The sequence below is a fragment of the Pseudomonas sp. R1-7 genome (assembly GCF_051132105.1).
Lineage (GTDB): Bacteria > Pseudomonadota > Gammaproteobacteria > Pseudomonadales > Pseudomonadaceae > Aquipseudomonas.
In genome coordinates, this window is the sequence record NZ_CP071661.1 from 1,531,814 (window position 1) to 1,545,389 (window position 13,576).

Genomic DNA, 13,576 nt, shown 5'->3' on the forward strand with positions numbered 1-13,576 from the left:
CGGTAGAAAGAGAAAACTTACACTCGGCAGTTTACTTGCTCTTGCGATTCATGCAATCTGGAAACTACACCGAGTGGTGTAGTCCTGAGTGAAGCGGCTGAGCGTGCATGCAAAGGCCATCCAGCGTCCACAACGGCGAAGCACATAGGTGCCGACGCCCTTGGAGTTATCGCACCATGACCCATCCCTCTTTTTCGACCGACAATCCGTCTGCCCCTGAGCCCTCGCGGCAAGACCACGGCAAATATCGCAATCACGCTTTCACACCGCGTGAAGGCTTTGGCACAACGCTGCGCATCATCTGGAACATGATCTTCCACAAGCCGCGCACAACTCGGCCCGCAGGGGCCATCGACGTTCAGCCGCTGACGCGCGCCGCACTGCTGGCCGCCCCGAACCACAGCGTCTTCCGCCTCGGCCATTCCACCGTGCTGCTCAAGCTGCGGGACAAATTCTGGCTCACCGACCCGGTGTTTTCCGAGCGTGCCTCACCCGTGCAATGGGCCGGCCCGAAGCGTTTCCATCAGCCACCCATCAGCCTGGAGGAATTGCCGCCGATCGAAGCGGTGATTCTGTCCCATGATCATTACGACCACCTTGACCATCAGGCCATCCTCAAGCTGGCGGCCAAGACCCGCCACTTCCTGACGCCCCTGGGCGTGGGCGACACCCTGGTCAAATGGGGCGTCGACGCCAGCAAGGTGCGCCAGCTGGACTGGTGGCAAGGCACCGAGGTGGACGGTATCGAGTTCGTCGCCACGCCCTCCCAGCATTTCTCCGGACGCGGCTTGTTCGACAGCAACAGCACCTTGTGGGCGTCGTGGGTGATGATCGACGGCGCCACGCGAATTTTTTTCAGCGGCGACACCGGTTACTTCGAGGGTTTCAAACGCATCGGCGAGCGATATGGCCCCTTCGACCTGACGCTGATGGAAACCGGCGCCTATAACGTTGATTGGCCCCATGTCCACATGCAGCCGGAGCAAACCCTGCAGGCCCATATCGATCTGAAGGGGCGTTGGCTGCTACCAATCCACAACGGCACGTTCGACCTGGCGATGCATGCCTGGTATGAACCCTTCGATCGCATCCTGGCCCTGGCCTGGGAGCGCAACGTTTGCATCACCACACCGCAAATGGGCGAAGCATTCACCCTGACGCAGCCGCAACGTGGCCGGGCCTGGTGGTTGGACGTGGAACCCTCGGCCTATCAGGACCAGGCCGGTATCGCCTAGGCTTTGTACGACAAGTGCCTGCTCAGAGGGGGTTATTCGATCATTGCGTAATCGGAGCGCCCCATCGGGTCTGGCGTCGCGCCCTTGATGTTCATGCCGCGCCCCGGTGCGAAGCCGGGGAAGAACACCAGGCCCTCGGCCTCCAGGCGGAACGCCAGGGCCAGGCGAGTCACGTCGAGCAATTCGCCACCGGCCTCAAAGCGGCGGATGGCCTGGACCGAAACGCCGGATTGGCGGGACAGCTCCTCGACACTCCAGTCCAGCATGGCTCGCGCCTGTGCACTGTGGGCGGGGGTGAATTGATAGACAGCGATGCGTTCCAGGGTGGTTTTGATTGCGAGAGAGGCCATGGGGTGCTCCAAAGCTGTGGGAATAAAAAAACACTGTGTTTTTGTACAGTTGTTTTGAATCCCGATCAATCTCATTTTTTTGATCAATGACCGGCGGTCTTCTCCAGCCAGGCGCTTGGGGCGTGACCCAATACCCGACGGAACATGGTGGAGAACGCAGCGGGACTGTCGTAGCCCAGATCCAGGGCTATGCGTGTCACCGAATCCCCCTCGGCCAGGCGGGCCAACGCCGACATCACGCAAGCCTGTTGTCGCCACTGACCGAAACTCAGCGTGGTCTGTCGGCTGAACAGGCGATTGAATGAACGCAGGCTGATATGCAATAGCGCCGCCCATTCCACGGGCGAGGCGTGGGCGTCGGGGTGTTCCAGGAACGCCTGGCACAGGCTGAGCAGGCGAGGGTCCTTGGGCAGCGGAAGGTGCAGCGGCAGGTGGGTGCTGCGCAGCAACTCGTGTAGCAGCAGATGAATCAACGCCCCGTCCCGACCCGCCTCGTCGTAGTCCGGCGCAAGCTCCACGGCCTCCATCAGCAACTGGCGCATCAGCGGCGACACACTGATGACCTGGCACCGCGTGTCCATGGCCGTTACCGCGGCCGGTTCGATGTACAGGCTGCGCGTACTCACGCCCAGCATCAGCACTGCATGATCGACCCCCGGCGCAATCCACACCGCCCGTTGCGGCGGCACCACCCAATTGCCATCCGCTGTGCTGACCTGCATGACCCCGGTGGCACCGTACAGCAACTGCGCTCGGCGATGGCGATGCAACGGCAAGACTTGCCCGTGAGCGTAATCGGTGCCGATGGCAACGACGGCCCTGGGTGTCGCATCCAATAAATCGATCGAACTGTTGCGCATTGGCAGGGCATCCAGGATTGGCGTGAACGCAAACATTATTGGCCTGATTGCTACAGCAGGCCAAGCTTCGCGTCCCCTATCGTGGAAGTCTTTCCACTCCACGGATTCGCCTCGATGTTTTATGTATTGCTCGCCTGTTTCGGCTGCCTGAGTGGCACCACCGCCGTGCTGTTCGGCTTCGGCGGCGGCTTCGTCGTCGTGCCCTTGCTATACCGGATGCTCACCGCCAGTCACGGTGCCGACGACCCTGTCGGCCAATCGGCGATGCACATTGCCGTGGCCACCTCGACCTGCGTCATGATCGTCAACGCACTGATCGCCACCGTGAAGCATCACCGCGCCGGCAACCTCATTCGCCATTATGTGTGGCCGTTGGGCGGCTTCATCGGCCTGGGCGCTGTCATCGGCGCCATTGCCGCGATGTGGGCGAGCAGCGAAGCGATTCGCTATGCCTTCATCGTTTATTTGGGCATAACCATTGTGGACTGCTTGTTCAGACGCGGTTTTCTGACTCAGTCTGACGCTGCAGTCCCACGGCGATTGGGCAGCGCAGAGGTCTCGGCAGGCGGGATCAGCATCGGTGTCATTGCTACTTTCCTGGGCGTGGGTGGCAGCGTTATGACGGTCCCGCTGTTGCGCCGTTGCGGACTGAACATGTCACGCGCCACGTCCATGGCTAACCCGTTGAGTTTGCCGGTTGCGGTGGCTGGGACGCTGACTTACATGGCGCGTTAGTGGGGATTCGTCTGGCAACGCCGTGGATCGGGCGGATACCGGATGGGGTTCATGCCTGGGTCTATATTGGATTGTTGGTCGTTGTGATGCTGGGCATATCGATACAATAAAATTTCCATGCAGCGTTGCCGATGTCTTGTAGAAGGAGGATGGCATGTCGGTATCCGATAGTGACTGGAAGCTTTACAACGGACTCCGCGATCTGGCGCTGGAGCGCTTCTGCCAAGGCGTTCTTTCGGATGCGCAGGCGGTGGTCCAGAACGAAGCGTTATCAGCTCACGCTCGATATCGCACGCTCTACGACCTCATGCGAGAGCGGGACAAGAGCTTGGCGATGGCGTTCAACATAGGTCGACGTCGAGACATTTCTTTATCTTTGAGATTGCTGATTGCGTACGATCTGCTGAGCGATGAGGAATTGGCGATTCTGAGCGAGGAGCTTCGTGAAAGGGTTTCCGACGCTGTCCGTCAACCCTTTGGAATCGAATGGGCCGAAGACGCCTGATATTTTCCGAGAGTTTAAATGCTGATCTTCAACTGCACCGAAGCGGCCAGCAATTTTTTCAGCCGCGTGAGCAAAGGTAAGAAAGTCACCCCGGTAGGAAAACCGCCATCCCCTGTTATCGAGGACGATGAGCTGGTTGAGCTCGACGAGCAATGGCTGGTGCATGTGATCACTGTGCAGCGCAAACATGTGTTGTTCGTCATCCATGTGCAAACCCGTTACTGCATGATTTTCGCCGGTGCCAAAAAAGCGGACATCGAAGGTTTTGTTTACCGGTTTTCCGAACGATGGATCCATGGCCTGATGCGTCACGCGGGGCAGCACGATCTCCTTCGCTGGGTCGATGACGAACCGATGATGGAGCGCTTCCAGGAAAGTTGTCGTGAGTACATCTTTTATAAACGTGGCCACCGTGGTGCGCAAAAGCACCTCAACGAGATTTCCTGGATTTTTGAGGACTGCGCCGCCGAATGGGGCACGTTACCTTCCGATGAGTTCTCTGCAGGCCGCTTCGACGGCAATATGAACGACACTCCCAGAAGCAGTAAGGGGCATAAAGATTATTACTACCCGGACGAGGAAATGACCGTCCACTGGTTGCGGCGTTATGGCGGTTTGGATGAGTCCGCCGCCCAGGCCGCACGTGAGCGGCGCATGGAAGTGAAACGGGAGATGCGGGCGTTCGAACGTCAACTTGCTCAAGAGGCGCAATGAAGAAGGCCTAGCGCCACGGCTAGCCTAGGCGAAGTCACTTATCGGCCAACCCCGGTGCCTCCCGAATAATGAAGTGATCCAAGTTCTCGATATTGGCACTGAACACCCCGAACGTTTCTTCGGGGTTCTTCTTGCTCGGCACCTGCTTCAACTCCGGCGTCACGCCATAAAAGAAGCAATACAACGGCGCGTCACTGTCGATGGCATGCTTGATCTCTGCCAGGAACGCCTTGCGCTTGCGGTAGTTGTCGATCAGCTTCTTGCTCAGGTAAACGTTGACCGAGTAAGGCTTCTTCTTCGCCTCGTCCGGCTGCTTGAACCAGACCTTTGCTTCGAAATCGATACGAAAGCTCAGGGTGTAATCTTTGATCTCCTTGATCTTGCCCCAGTAAATCAAGCCCCTGTTGTCCTGCAAATACTCGATCCTCTTGAAGAACGAGCCATAGGGCGCCGTGTGCTCGCCAATCTTCAGCGGCTTGCGCTTGAGCAAATCCTTGTTATCGAAATTCGAAACGAAACACTCCACCGGATGGGCGAAGACACTGGTCTTGTCCGGTGTTGAATCCTGCGCGGAATGAGCGCTATCACCGTGGAAAGATACGGAGGGAGGCGTAGGCCGAGTCGCGTCAACGTCCTTCGATGGGTCGGACGGCTTACGCAGGTACTGACGCCGTGTCAGCAACAGCTCCGACGGAAAATGTTCTTCGCGATCATCCTCCGCCTCAATACTATCCGCATCCAGCCCCGGCGTTTTCGGACTGACATAAGGACAGCCCTCGATATGCTGGGTCGTCGGCTGGTTCTTGAAATGCGGCGTGCGGATGTAATTGACGTTCTTGGCATTGAACGTCGTCAGCCGATTTCCCTCATCGAACGCCGCCCGATAGACATCATTGGGGCACTGAAAGCGCTCCTTGGCCGAATCGAATGCCATGGTCTCGTCGAAATTCAAATCCCGAACGTCATAGATCGAAAGCTTGGCATCGAGGCTGAGGCAATAGGCGGTATCGAATTTCATCGGGGCTCGGGTCCGTGAGAGGAAGTGTATTAATACCGAAGGACGCGGCGGGCTGCACCCAAAGTTTCAACCCACCACAAACCCCCTGTGGGAGCGAGCTTGCTCGCGATTCCCAAAACCAACCCCGCCATCAAGCCTGCCACCCACCTGCACCCTGACACGCGTGGCGAGGGAGCTTGCTCCCGCTGGGCTGCAAAGCGGCCCCCGTTCCGCAGTTTCGTACTCGGGGAAATCGATATCATAATGCTGGTTCTCAGCTCGATCTTTCAGGTGGCCGGAATTGTTATGCCTGCTTAGCTAAATCCATGGAGGCCGTTGTATGAGTGAACAGGTGCAAGTAACCCTGCAAGAAGCAAAATCCCAGCTCTTACAACTGGGCGCACGTGCATGGCAGGGCGACAGGGTGGTGATCACCAAGGCCGGCAAGCCTTATCTGGATCTGCTGCCCCATGTCGATACACCGCAGGCGCGCAAACCTGGACGGTTGAAGGGGACGATTCGGATGCCGGCGGATTTCGACCGCACCCCCGAGGACATCATCGATGGTTTTGAGGGCCGGCTCTGAATGCAGACGAGTCTTCCTGATCTGAGATTTCAGCAGATACCTCAGCCATGCAGGCCTCGTCAAACTCTCGCATAGCGGCCTTGTCGATAGCGCCGATTTTCAACAGCGCCTCGGCCGAACTGTGAATCGACTCGAAGGCCTCACTTTTTATTTTTTTAGTCATTTGCATATCCCGTAGATTATTTTCGTCCAATAAAAGCCGGACTGAACGCTGGTGTTCTCAAGGCTAACACCCGTGGCGAGGGAGCTTGCTCCCGCTGGGCTGCGCAGCGGCCCCAATCCACATTCCCAACAAAAAACCGCCGCCCGAACAACGGACGACGGCTTCCGATTGAACCTCAAAACCCTCGCAAAATCCGAGAAGCTTTTCGCCACCAGGATTCATGCTGGCTAAACGGATCATCCACCAGCACCGCTGGCATATCCCGCAAGCGAATCCATGGCTCATCCTGCCAGTGCAGCATGCAGAGCGACATCTTCGGCCAATCCAGCACGCTCAAGGTAGGCCGTTCCACCTTATGCGAGTAGCGCTCATCTCGCAGGGTTGGCACTACCTGATGCGTGATCCACTCACGCAGCAATCGATATTCAGGGCAGTAGTGATAAACCAGCAATGCATAGACGCCTGACTCGCTCAGCATCAGACGCTCTTCGGTCAAACCGTGGACATGCACGAACATCATCCGGCGCTGGTCAGGGTCAAGCTTGCGGGTCATGCGTTCATCAAGGTGCTTGCTCATCAAACGACCCAAATCGGACGCGCTGAACCAAGCTTGGTTTTCAACCAAGAGGGCATGCAGATGAATATTATGTCGAATAAATTGAGTAGGAATCAGTGGATCAGACATGACAGACCTCCAGAAGCGGCTGTGCATGAGCTGACGTGCGGGTAGGGCTGGTTACCTTCATCGTGAAGGTCAGGTTTGCAGGCATATCCTTTACCTCTGGCTGCTTTCTTAGGGCATTCGTTATGGGTGTCGGGAGCTAAGAAACCCACCAGAGACGGGCCGGACATATTCCCCTTTCGGGTCTTGTATTCGCCCACTCCCGACATAACGGGGAATTTTCGCAGGCGTAGAGAAACCGCAGACGAAAAAAAGCCGCTGGCTGTCGGGTGCGGAGGACCGCTCTGGTTGAGGCGTTTCTTAGGCGCCGGATGCAAAGCGTAGGTGGACATTATCGTATCGTCAACCCTACGAAACACTTTCAGTGTTTTTCCGTTTTAAATGCGTCGGGCATTAAAATCGACCGTCCTGTGGTCTCCAGACCTTAGAATTTTCTATTTCTACTCTCGCATTTTCGACGGCCGTCACTCAGCATTAGCGAGAGCGATTTTGTGAGTGTTCGGAGCTCGTCCAATGTTCCCAACTGCTTCGATGGCTACTACCAGAGTATTGCGAAAACGTTAAAGGAATGAATAATAGGATAGATGGACGTGATTTTGGTAGCGAGTTGTGTGCTGATAATTTGGTTTAAATCACTCTAGGAGGGTGTATGCACTGTGTTTTTAGGGGGGATGTATATGAATTGGCAAAAAAAATTCGTAGGGGAGTCATAAAGAAAAAAGATATTTTATCGATTATTAATTCTAAGGATGACGCTTCTGCCTTTTTGGTTTCGGGGCGAATATTTTCCCTGCCTGGAGAAATACGTGAAAAGGTGTTGGAAAAAATAATTGCCATTTATTCAAGAGAAGGTGGGCTGGATAATGCAGTCTTTCTCAAATGGGCTATGGGCGTAGCCGAGCGAGCATATTCTGATGCCGAGAGTAAAATTTTTGAAGTGGGACAGGATCGCATTTTAGAGTACCTTGAAACGGCGATTATGCGGATGGAGGTGAGTGGGGTAAGCGTTGATGGGAAAAAATATCCAGAACATATATTAGTGTCCCAAGCAGGGCATTTGGTTTCGACGTTAATTTCAGTTTTATATTTTCTGTCTAGAAAAAATATCTCTACCAAGAAGGTAAAGGATAAAAGGGGTGATAGCGAAGGTGCTATTGCTAGTTTCTGGAATGATATGGCTCATTATGAATCCATAAAAGAATTTATTCAGGAGGTTTCATGTGGGAACTGTATCCCTGTTGACGTCTCATCCTTAAGTCCGGCAGTTTCGGCAAAAGGCCTTGAAGGATTTGTACAGCGGGCAAAATATTATATGGATTGGGTTGATCCTAAGTGGCGAGACTTGGAGATATATCGAGATCTTAATTATAAGTTCTACAATTTGTATGAGGATGATGCAACGAGATTGGAGGGGGTAATTAAGCGTAGCGGAATGGGGAGGCTCAATGGTGGTGTTATGCATTTTGATTTGAGTCGTGGAAAAGATTTTGAGTTGGAGTTAAAGCGTTCTAATATCATTAAGTTGTTAGAGCTTATGTATGACGTTGACGCTGTCTGCACATACAAGCGCTGCGTCTTTACGATAAGAGAGCTGGTGGAATACCTTATTTCCTTGTATGTGTATGCCTGTGCGTTGGATGAGGAGAATCGAGGGCGAGTTGCTAATGGAGGAGCTGCTAGAATTCAAAAATTGGGTATTCATCGTATTTGCAAAATTTTAGGGTTGCCCGCAACAAAAAAAGAGTTGCTTGATTTGCTTTCGTGTAATTTAAATATTCAGAGTCCAAGTGCGGATGTGAGTATTTATTTGCTGGGACAAGATCACTATGTAATACCATCTCGTATTATGTCGCTGTGTTTTGAGAAGGTTGTTGATCGTATTGTTGTTCGTGACGATGTTATATTTTCCGACGAGGTGTCCATAGATAAAGGATACTTTTTCGAGGGCGTGGTTAAAAGCATTGTTGAAAATTCGGGCCGTAATTTCTACAAGATTAATCGCGACGCCCGAAAGGGAACGCCAGAAATAGATGGCATCTTTAAGGTTGATGGTCATGCGTGGGCAATTTGTGAAGTTAAGTGTAGTGTGAAGCCGGAATGTAGACGTGATGCTTATCAGTTTACTGAAAATCATATTTCCGGAGCTCTAGCTCAATTGGATGAGCGTTACGATTATCTTGCGCGTGTCAATAATGTTGTGCAGGGGCTGGTGTTTGATGAAAACGAAATTTTACTTTTGATTGTTACTAATCATAATTATTTTACAGGTCTGGGTTTGAGGACTCCCAAGGGGCGTGAAGTTTTTGTTGTGGATTCCTTGTACTTAAATGACGTGTTAAACGGCGGGTTTGTTCCTGTGTGGGATTATAGCGGGGAGGGGCAGAAATATATTAGAACGCAAAGAAAGGTTAAGGTGGGTGAGGTGGTTGATGCCATAAAAAATCCTATTGCGAATCTTCAAAGTAAAGAAAAAACCTCTTTTCAGATTCAAGAGTCCGGTATCGCTATCCGAATTCACAAAGAATCCGTTGTGGATGAGCGCTCTTTTTATGATGAGAAATTTAGAGCGTTTGTTGAATGATAGTAAGAAGGAAGCTACTTTTCTTCGCTGCTTTTCGTAATAAGTAATCCGGATATCACATATAAAAATATGTATGGCTAAGAGCTTTGAATCAATGCTTTCTGAATTTCGGTCTGTAGGATTTCTCTGTTTTTTGTCTGGCATTCCCAAATAATGGTTACGCGCCATCCAAGCGTTTCCAGCGCCTGCAGGGCATGGAGATCTCGTTCCACGTTTCTTGCCAATTTAGGTAGCCAAAATTCCGGCCTGCTTTTGGGCGTGTAGGCGTATTTGCAACCAGGATGTCTGTGCCAAAAACAGCCGTGAACGAATATGCACAATCGATGCTTGGGTAAGACCAAGTCGGGCTTCCCTGGAAGATTTTTCCGATGCAGACGATAGCGAAGCCCCATCGCATGGCACACCGATCGCACGATCATTTCGGGCTTGGTATTTTTCCCCTTGATTGTTGCCATGATCCTGGAGCGGTGTTCGGGGGTGACTATATCTGCACTCATTCAGAACTCACTCAGCGGAAAACTCGTCTTCAGCCATGTCTGGACAGCAGAACTATCACGTAATCCCGTTTCCCGCAGAAGCTCAACGACGTCTCTGCCCGCAAGAATCATCACGGGATGGCCATCCTCCACGATCTCCTTGTAGGCTTGGTCATGCAACCAGGAAGTCGTAATAATCACTCCGAATTGACGATGGCGCAGGCGAGAGATCAATCTTGATACCTCTCGCACGCCAACCGAATTGCTCGTTCCATAACACTTGGCCTCGATTGCGAAATCCACGAGAACAGACGTCTCTGCTCGTCCGATCCTGAGCTTGCCAATGCCGTCCCTACCACCATCTCGATAACGTCTTGTCAGATCTAGATCTACGATGTCAGGCAGACATATCCTTATCAGATGCGCGGCACAGGCTTCGAACGCATAAGGATCCGACTCAAAATGCTTGTGCAAAATTGCGAGCATCTTGATGTCCTCTTTCGCGGAGGGAAGCTGATCTTTCTTCGAGCGTATGGGTTGAGAGCGTTTGGTAATCAGTGGTGTGTACTGCCCGGATCTGACCCATTTCAGCCATTCGGTTGGCGCGTGCTCGCTTTCACTTGCTCGGACTCCATTGATTACGTCCTCCAGCCATGATCTCGGTATCTCTGGCAAGTCAAGGATGGTGAAGGTGGCTCTGTAATTCTGAAAGCGCTGACCTTTGCTTGCGTGCCACACAGCCACCAAGTCGTCATTGTGAGTGCTGCCTATCCGGCCGGGGACTGCCAAACCTCGGAAAATCACATCTCGATAGATTCCTGCCTTGGTGAAAACAAGAATGGGTGGGATTAATGCACGTAATCCTGAATGCTGCCGCTCGAAAATCAGCTCCAAAAGGTTGTTGCCATACCGGTTGGTTTCGTCCAATTTACGCCCGGGTTTCTTGTTGTCACCGTAGTAGGTAAATACGCCCGTGGAGAGGTCCAGCTCATCGGGCCAGTCAAAATCCTCCATGCTCGATAAAAGTGCTATCAGGCGCGGATCATTGCGTTTGCCTCTGATCCTGAAGCCGCCTTGGTTGCTGAGGCTCAGCAGTTTCGTCAGGGGATCATCGCTGGAGTTGCCATTTCGGCTCCCTGAGTAGCGAGCGTCGATCCTCAAATCTGAGCTTGACAGCTCGTCAACAGAGTAAACCAGATTGTCGGTCATCGTGGTGCCCTAGTGCCATTATGGTTGAATGGTGCCGGGAACCTGGTAACCTGGCTAGAAGATAAATTTGAAGGTTTCCAAATGGATCAGATTCGTACGTTTGACATGTTTTGTGGGGCGGGGGGGAGCAGTTTGGGCGCGCGGGAAGGGGGCGCAAAAATTGTTGGTGGTGTGGATTTATGGGGGCCAGCGGTAGAGTCCTTTAAGCTGAATTTTCCGGAGGCCCACGTTTTTCAAGAGGACCTTCGAATTCTGACGCCAGAGCGTGTATTAGAAAAAACTGGGCCAATAGATCTTTTAATTTCCTCGCCTGAGTGCACCCATCATACCTGCGCTAGAGGAAGCAAGCCTAGATCTGAGGAAAGTAAGGATACGGCATTCCAAGTAATCCGATATGCAGAAGTTATGAAGCCGCGATGGATTACATTGGAAAATGTCGTTCATATGAAGCCTTGGGGTCGGTACAAAGAGTTGATGGCGGAACTAGTTAACTTGAAGTATAAGGTACGAGAGCAGATTATAGATGCTTCAGGTTTCGGAGTTGCCCAACGTCGACGAAGACTTTTCATGATAGCTGACCTGATGGAAATGCCTTCTCCAGTGATGCCCGTCAGAACTACATATAAAAATGTATGGGATGTCTTGGATAAAACTGAAAAATATAAGATGACTCTGTTGCGGCGGCCGAATCGTGCAAAGGAGACGCTTGCTCGAGCTGACAGGGCTATTGCTGAGTTGGGAGAGGATAAGCCATTTTTAATTGTTTATTATGGAACTGATGGAGGGGGGGGGTGGCAACGGATGGACTCTCCTCTTCGTACCATTACCACCGTTGACCGGTTTGCATATGTAAAACCGACCGCAGATGGACATATGATGCGAATGCTTCAACCTGACGAGCTTAGAAGCGCAATGGGCTTTCCTGAACATTATCGCTTTCCCAATGTTACGAGACGCGAAAAGGTGAAGTTGATGGGGAATGCCGTCTGTTCACCTGTTATGGAAGCTATTGTCGCGTCATTACGCTCTTCAGAAAGGCTTAATAAAAATAGTAAGGATGCTGCCTGAAATATTCATGCCGTCCTTTGCGACGGCATGCTGGCCTGAGTTGACGATGAGGCTAATAGAACCGCATAACCCCAGGGCGTCTCGCGTGTGTAGTGTAGTGGTGTATTATTTCTTCCAGCGTGTTTCGTCTTAATCTAGCAATAGGATCCACAGGAAAAGAAAGGCTGGCTGAATGCTCGCTGGTGAAACGCCGACATGAAACCAAAATGCATTTGGCTGCTCCTCCTACCATGATCATTCCGATATTCTGTAATGCTGCTCTTGCTGGATTCCCGCTTCGAAGGAAAAATTTTACGTCTGCTGGATCAAATATGACACCTAAAAGATATCTGTGGCTCGGAATTTTCCCTTGCACTTCATCACATTCTGCTGAAAGAGATATTAAGCAGGGGATTGACCTTGCAGCCAGGGTTGAGTCTTGAGATGCGGTGTCTCCATTGAGCACAAATTCCTTATATAAAACGTCAATCCATTCGGCGCCAAAATGTTTCAATATAAAATCGAGATTGCTTGCTTCGATTTTTGAAATAACGCCTCTAAAATTATATGGCTGTGTGGCGTCCGCTTTAAAGTCCTCAACTAAATAAAAAGAGTTAAGTGATGCGCGATTAATTGAAGGTGCCAGTTTAAGCTTTGCAGCACCCTGCGCAGACAAGGTCTCACTAATGGGATCGTCAACTCTCGGGGTATCTGAGGTTAGAGTTCTAAGTTGATCTTCCAATACGGGGAGTAATGCGTTGTCCAATGCGTTAGATGCATTTAATATTGCTGAGTTTTTACCTACGGCTTCTTGGCTTAAGTAGGAAAGTAATTTAAGCCACTCATCAGATACGCTATAGTTTTCACCGTCTGGAGGGCTGGCGATAATTTGGAAAAGATTGTTGCTGGCCTGTGCGGCAGCCAAAAGAATTCGCTCTTCCCAGTTCATCACAATTGAAAGGGACTGGGATTTGGATATCTGCTCGTTTATAAGATTTCCGAATAACTCGTAGTCTATGTCCGGATCCGATTGTCCAATTCCCACTTGGTTTTTGTCCATGAATCCAAAAAAAACTGGGAGGTTGAACCCAATGTATTTCGCCCTGGAAATAAGTTCGTTAACGATATTTTTTTCATCGGCTTCGTGTTTGGACCAGAAAATTACTCCGTATGGACCTACAGGTACTATCTCTTTTAAGAAATTTCCAATGGTTGAGGCGTGATCGACTCCATTTATACTGCTTGTGGGTGTTAGATGTATATCTGAAAAGACCAGTCTTAAACCGGCGCAGGGCTGCGTGATGGCTGGTACAAAAGTGCCCACGTCAAAAAGATAGGGAATTGCGCTATATCCTGCTCTACCTAGTGCGCGGACTATCGCGTCGAGGTCTTCTTGATCGTTGTCTAGGGCGACTACTCTGGAGAAAGGTTTCATG

The 13,576-nt window shown here is 51.6% G+C and carries 13 protein-coding genes and 1 pseudogene; 7 read left to right on the forward strand and 7 right to left on the reverse strand.

The genetic code is table 11. The annotated features are described in order from the left end of the window. Nucleotides 1-176 precede the first annotated feature (176 nt). On the forward strand, nucleotides 177-1,235 hold the full coding sequence (locus J3P79_RS06750) for an MBL fold metallo-hydrolase (RefSeq protein ID WP_434609176.1): 1,059 nt from the start codon (nucleotides 177-179) through the stop codon (nucleotides 1,233-1,235). Between the two features lie 32 nt (nucleotides 1,236-1,267). On the opposite strand, the gene J3P79_RS06755 is transcribed toward J3P79_RS06750, so the two are convergent. Both J3P79_RS06755 and J3P79_RS06760 read right to left on the reverse strand, forming a co-directional pair. Continuing rightward, on the reverse strand, nucleotides 1,268-1,585 hold the full coding sequence (locus J3P79_RS06755; protein WP_434609177.1) for a helix-turn-helix domain-containing protein: 318 nt from the start codon (nucleotides 1,583-1,585) through the stop codon (nucleotides 1,268-1,270). A gap of 83 nt (nucleotides 1,586-1,668) precedes the next feature. Further along, entirely contained in the window at nucleotides 1,669-2,445 is a 777-nt protein-coding gene (locus J3P79_RS06760; RefSeq protein ID WP_434609179.1) for an AraC family transcriptional regulator, read from the reverse strand. 114 nt (nucleotides 2,446-2,559) lie between these two features. On the opposite strand from J3P79_RS06760, the pseudogene J3P79_RS06765 reads away from it, so the two are divergent. The 3 genes and pseudogenes from J3P79_RS06765 to J3P79_RS06775 all read left to right on the forward strand — a co-directional run bounded on the left by J3P79_RS06765 (nucleotide 2,560) and on the right by J3P79_RS06775 (nucleotide 4,399). Beyond that, nucleotides 2,560-3,290, forward strand: a pseudogene (locus J3P79_RS06765) (sulfite exporter TauE/SafE family protein). Between the two features lie 44 nt (nucleotides 3,291-3,334). After that, entirely contained in the window at nucleotides 3,335-3,685 is a 351-nt protein-coding gene (locus J3P79_RS06770; RefSeq protein WP_434609181.1) for a hypothetical protein, read from the forward strand. 18 nt (nucleotides 3,686-3,703) lie between these two features. Then, a complete protein-coding gene (locus J3P79_RS06775) occupies nucleotides 3,704-4,399 on the forward strand; it encodes a DUF6933 domain-containing protein (protein ID WP_434609183.1) in 696 nt (231 codons plus the stop codon). 34 nt (nucleotides 4,400-4,433) lie between these two features. On the opposite strand, the gene J3P79_RS06780 is transcribed toward J3P79_RS06775, so the two are convergent. Then, nucleotides 4,434-5,417, reverse strand: a complete 984-nt coding sequence (locus tag J3P79_RS06780) for a hypothetical protein (RefSeq protein WP_434609185.1) — start codon at nucleotides 5,415-5,417, stop codon at nucleotides 4,434-4,436. Nucleotides 5,418-5,736: 319 nt separating this feature from the next. On the opposite strand from J3P79_RS06780, the gene J3P79_RS06785 reads away from it, so the two are divergent. Further along, nucleotides 5,737-5,982 (forward strand): type II toxin-antitoxin system Phd/YefM family antitoxin, encoded by a 246-nt coding sequence (locus J3P79_RS06785; RefSeq protein WP_434609187.1) that lies wholly within the window; start codon nucleotides 5,737-5,739, stop codon nucleotides 5,980-5,982. Nucleotides 5,983-6,320: 338 nt separating this feature from the next. On the opposite strand, the gene J3P79_RS06790 is transcribed toward J3P79_RS06785, so the two are convergent. Continuing rightward, nucleotides 6,321-6,830, reverse strand: a complete 510-nt coding sequence (locus tag J3P79_RS06790; protein WP_434609189.1) for a BRO-N domain-containing protein — start codon at nucleotides 6,828-6,830, stop codon at nucleotides 6,321-6,323. A 646-nt stretch (nucleotides 6,831-7,476) separates the two neighbouring features. Here J3P79_RS06790 and J3P79_RS06795 point away from each other — a divergent pair. Continuing rightward, nucleotides 7,477-9,408: a hypothetical protein gene (locus J3P79_RS06795; RefSeq protein WP_434609192.1), complete on the forward strand. Its 1,932-nt coding sequence runs from the start codon at nucleotides 7,477-7,479 to the stop codon at nucleotides 9,406-9,408. Nucleotides 9,409-9,485: 77 nt separating this feature from the next. Here J3P79_RS06795 and J3P79_RS06800 read toward each other — a convergent pair whose 3' ends face one another. Then, nucleotides 9,486-9,905 carry a very short patch repair endonuclease gene (locus J3P79_RS06800; protein WP_434609194.1) on the reverse strand — a complete coding sequence of 140 codons (420 nt, stop codon included), beginning with the start codon at nucleotides 9,903-9,905 and terminating at the stop codon, nucleotides 9,486-9,488. Beyond that, nucleotides 9,906-11,093, reverse strand: coding sequence for a restriction endonuclease (locus J3P79_RS06805; protein ID WP_434609196.1), 1,188 nt, complete (start codon nucleotides 11,091-11,093; stop codon nucleotides 9,906-9,908). An 81-nt stretch (nucleotides 11,094-11,174) separates the two neighbouring features. Here J3P79_RS06805 and J3P79_RS06810 point away from each other — a divergent pair, with 81 nt between their 5' ends. Then, nucleotides 11,175-12,161 (forward strand): DNA cytosine methyltransferase, encoded by a 987-nt coding sequence (locus J3P79_RS06810; RefSeq protein WP_434609197.1) that lies wholly within the window; start codon nucleotides 11,175-11,177, stop codon nucleotides 12,159-12,161. A gap of 52 nt (nucleotides 12,162-12,213) precedes the next feature. Here the strand turns inward: J3P79_RS06810 and J3P79_RS06815 are convergent, their stop codons facing one another. Further along, nucleotides 12,214-13,575, reverse strand: a complete 1,362-nt coding sequence (locus J3P79_RS06815) for a hypothetical protein (protein WP_434609199.1) — start codon at nucleotides 13,573-13,575, stop codon at nucleotides 12,214-12,216. Between the last annotated feature and the right edge of the window lies 1 nt (nucleotide 13,576).

What these genes read in the sequence shown, in the direction of transcription:
- J3P79_RS06750 (WP_434609176.1), top strand. Translation starts at nt 177, where the DNA reads ATGACCCATCCCTCTTTTTCGACCGACAATCCGTCTGCCCCTGAGCCC.
- J3P79_RS06755 (WP_434609177.1), bottom strand. Translation starts at nt 1,585, where the DNA reads ATGGCCTCTCTCGCAATCAAAACCACCCTGGAACGCATCGCTGTCTAT.
- J3P79_RS06760 (WP_434609179.1), bottom strand. Translation starts at nt 2,445, where the DNA reads ATGCGCAACAGTTCGATCGATTTATTGGATGCGACACCCAGGGCCGTC.
- J3P79_RS06770 (WP_434609181.1), top strand. Translation starts at nt 3,335, where the DNA reads ATGTCGGTATCCGATAGTGACTGGAAGCTTTACAACGGACTCCGCGAT.
- J3P79_RS06775 (WP_434609183.1), top strand. Translation starts at nt 3,704, where the DNA reads ATGCTGATCTTCAACTGCACCGAAGCGGCCAGCAATTTTTTCAGCCGC.
- J3P79_RS06780 (WP_434609185.1), bottom strand. Translation starts at nt 5,417, where the DNA reads ATGAAATTCGATACCGCCTATTGCCTCAGCCTCGATGCCAAGCTTTCG.
- J3P79_RS06785 (WP_434609187.1), top strand. Translation starts at nt 5,737, where the DNA reads ATGAGTGAACAGGTGCAAGTAACCCTGCAAGAAGCAAAATCCCAGCTC.
- J3P79_RS06790 (WP_434609189.1), bottom strand. Translation starts at nt 6,830, where the DNA reads ATGTCTGATCCACTGATTCCTACTCAATTTATTCGACATAATATTCAT.
- J3P79_RS06795 (WP_434609192.1), top strand. Translation starts at nt 7,477, where the DNA reads ATGCACTGTGTTTTTAGGGGGGATGTATATGAATTGGCAAAAAAAATT.
- J3P79_RS06800 (WP_434609194.1), bottom strand. Translation starts at nt 9,905, where the DNA reads ATGAGTGCAGATATAGTCACCCCCGAACACCGCTCCAGGATCATGGCA.
- J3P79_RS06805 (WP_434609196.1), bottom strand. Translation starts at nt 11,093, where the DNA reads ATGACCGACAATCTGGTTTACTCTGTTGACGAGCTGTCAAGCTCAGAT.
- J3P79_RS06810 (WP_434609197.1), top strand. Translation starts at nt 11,175, where the DNA reads ATGGATCAGATTCGTACGTTTGACATGTTTTGTGGGGCGGGGGGGAGC.
- J3P79_RS06815 (WP_434609199.1), bottom strand. Translation starts at nt 13,575, where the DNA reads ATGAAACCTTTCTCCAGAGTAGTCGCCCTAGACAACGATCAAGAAGAC.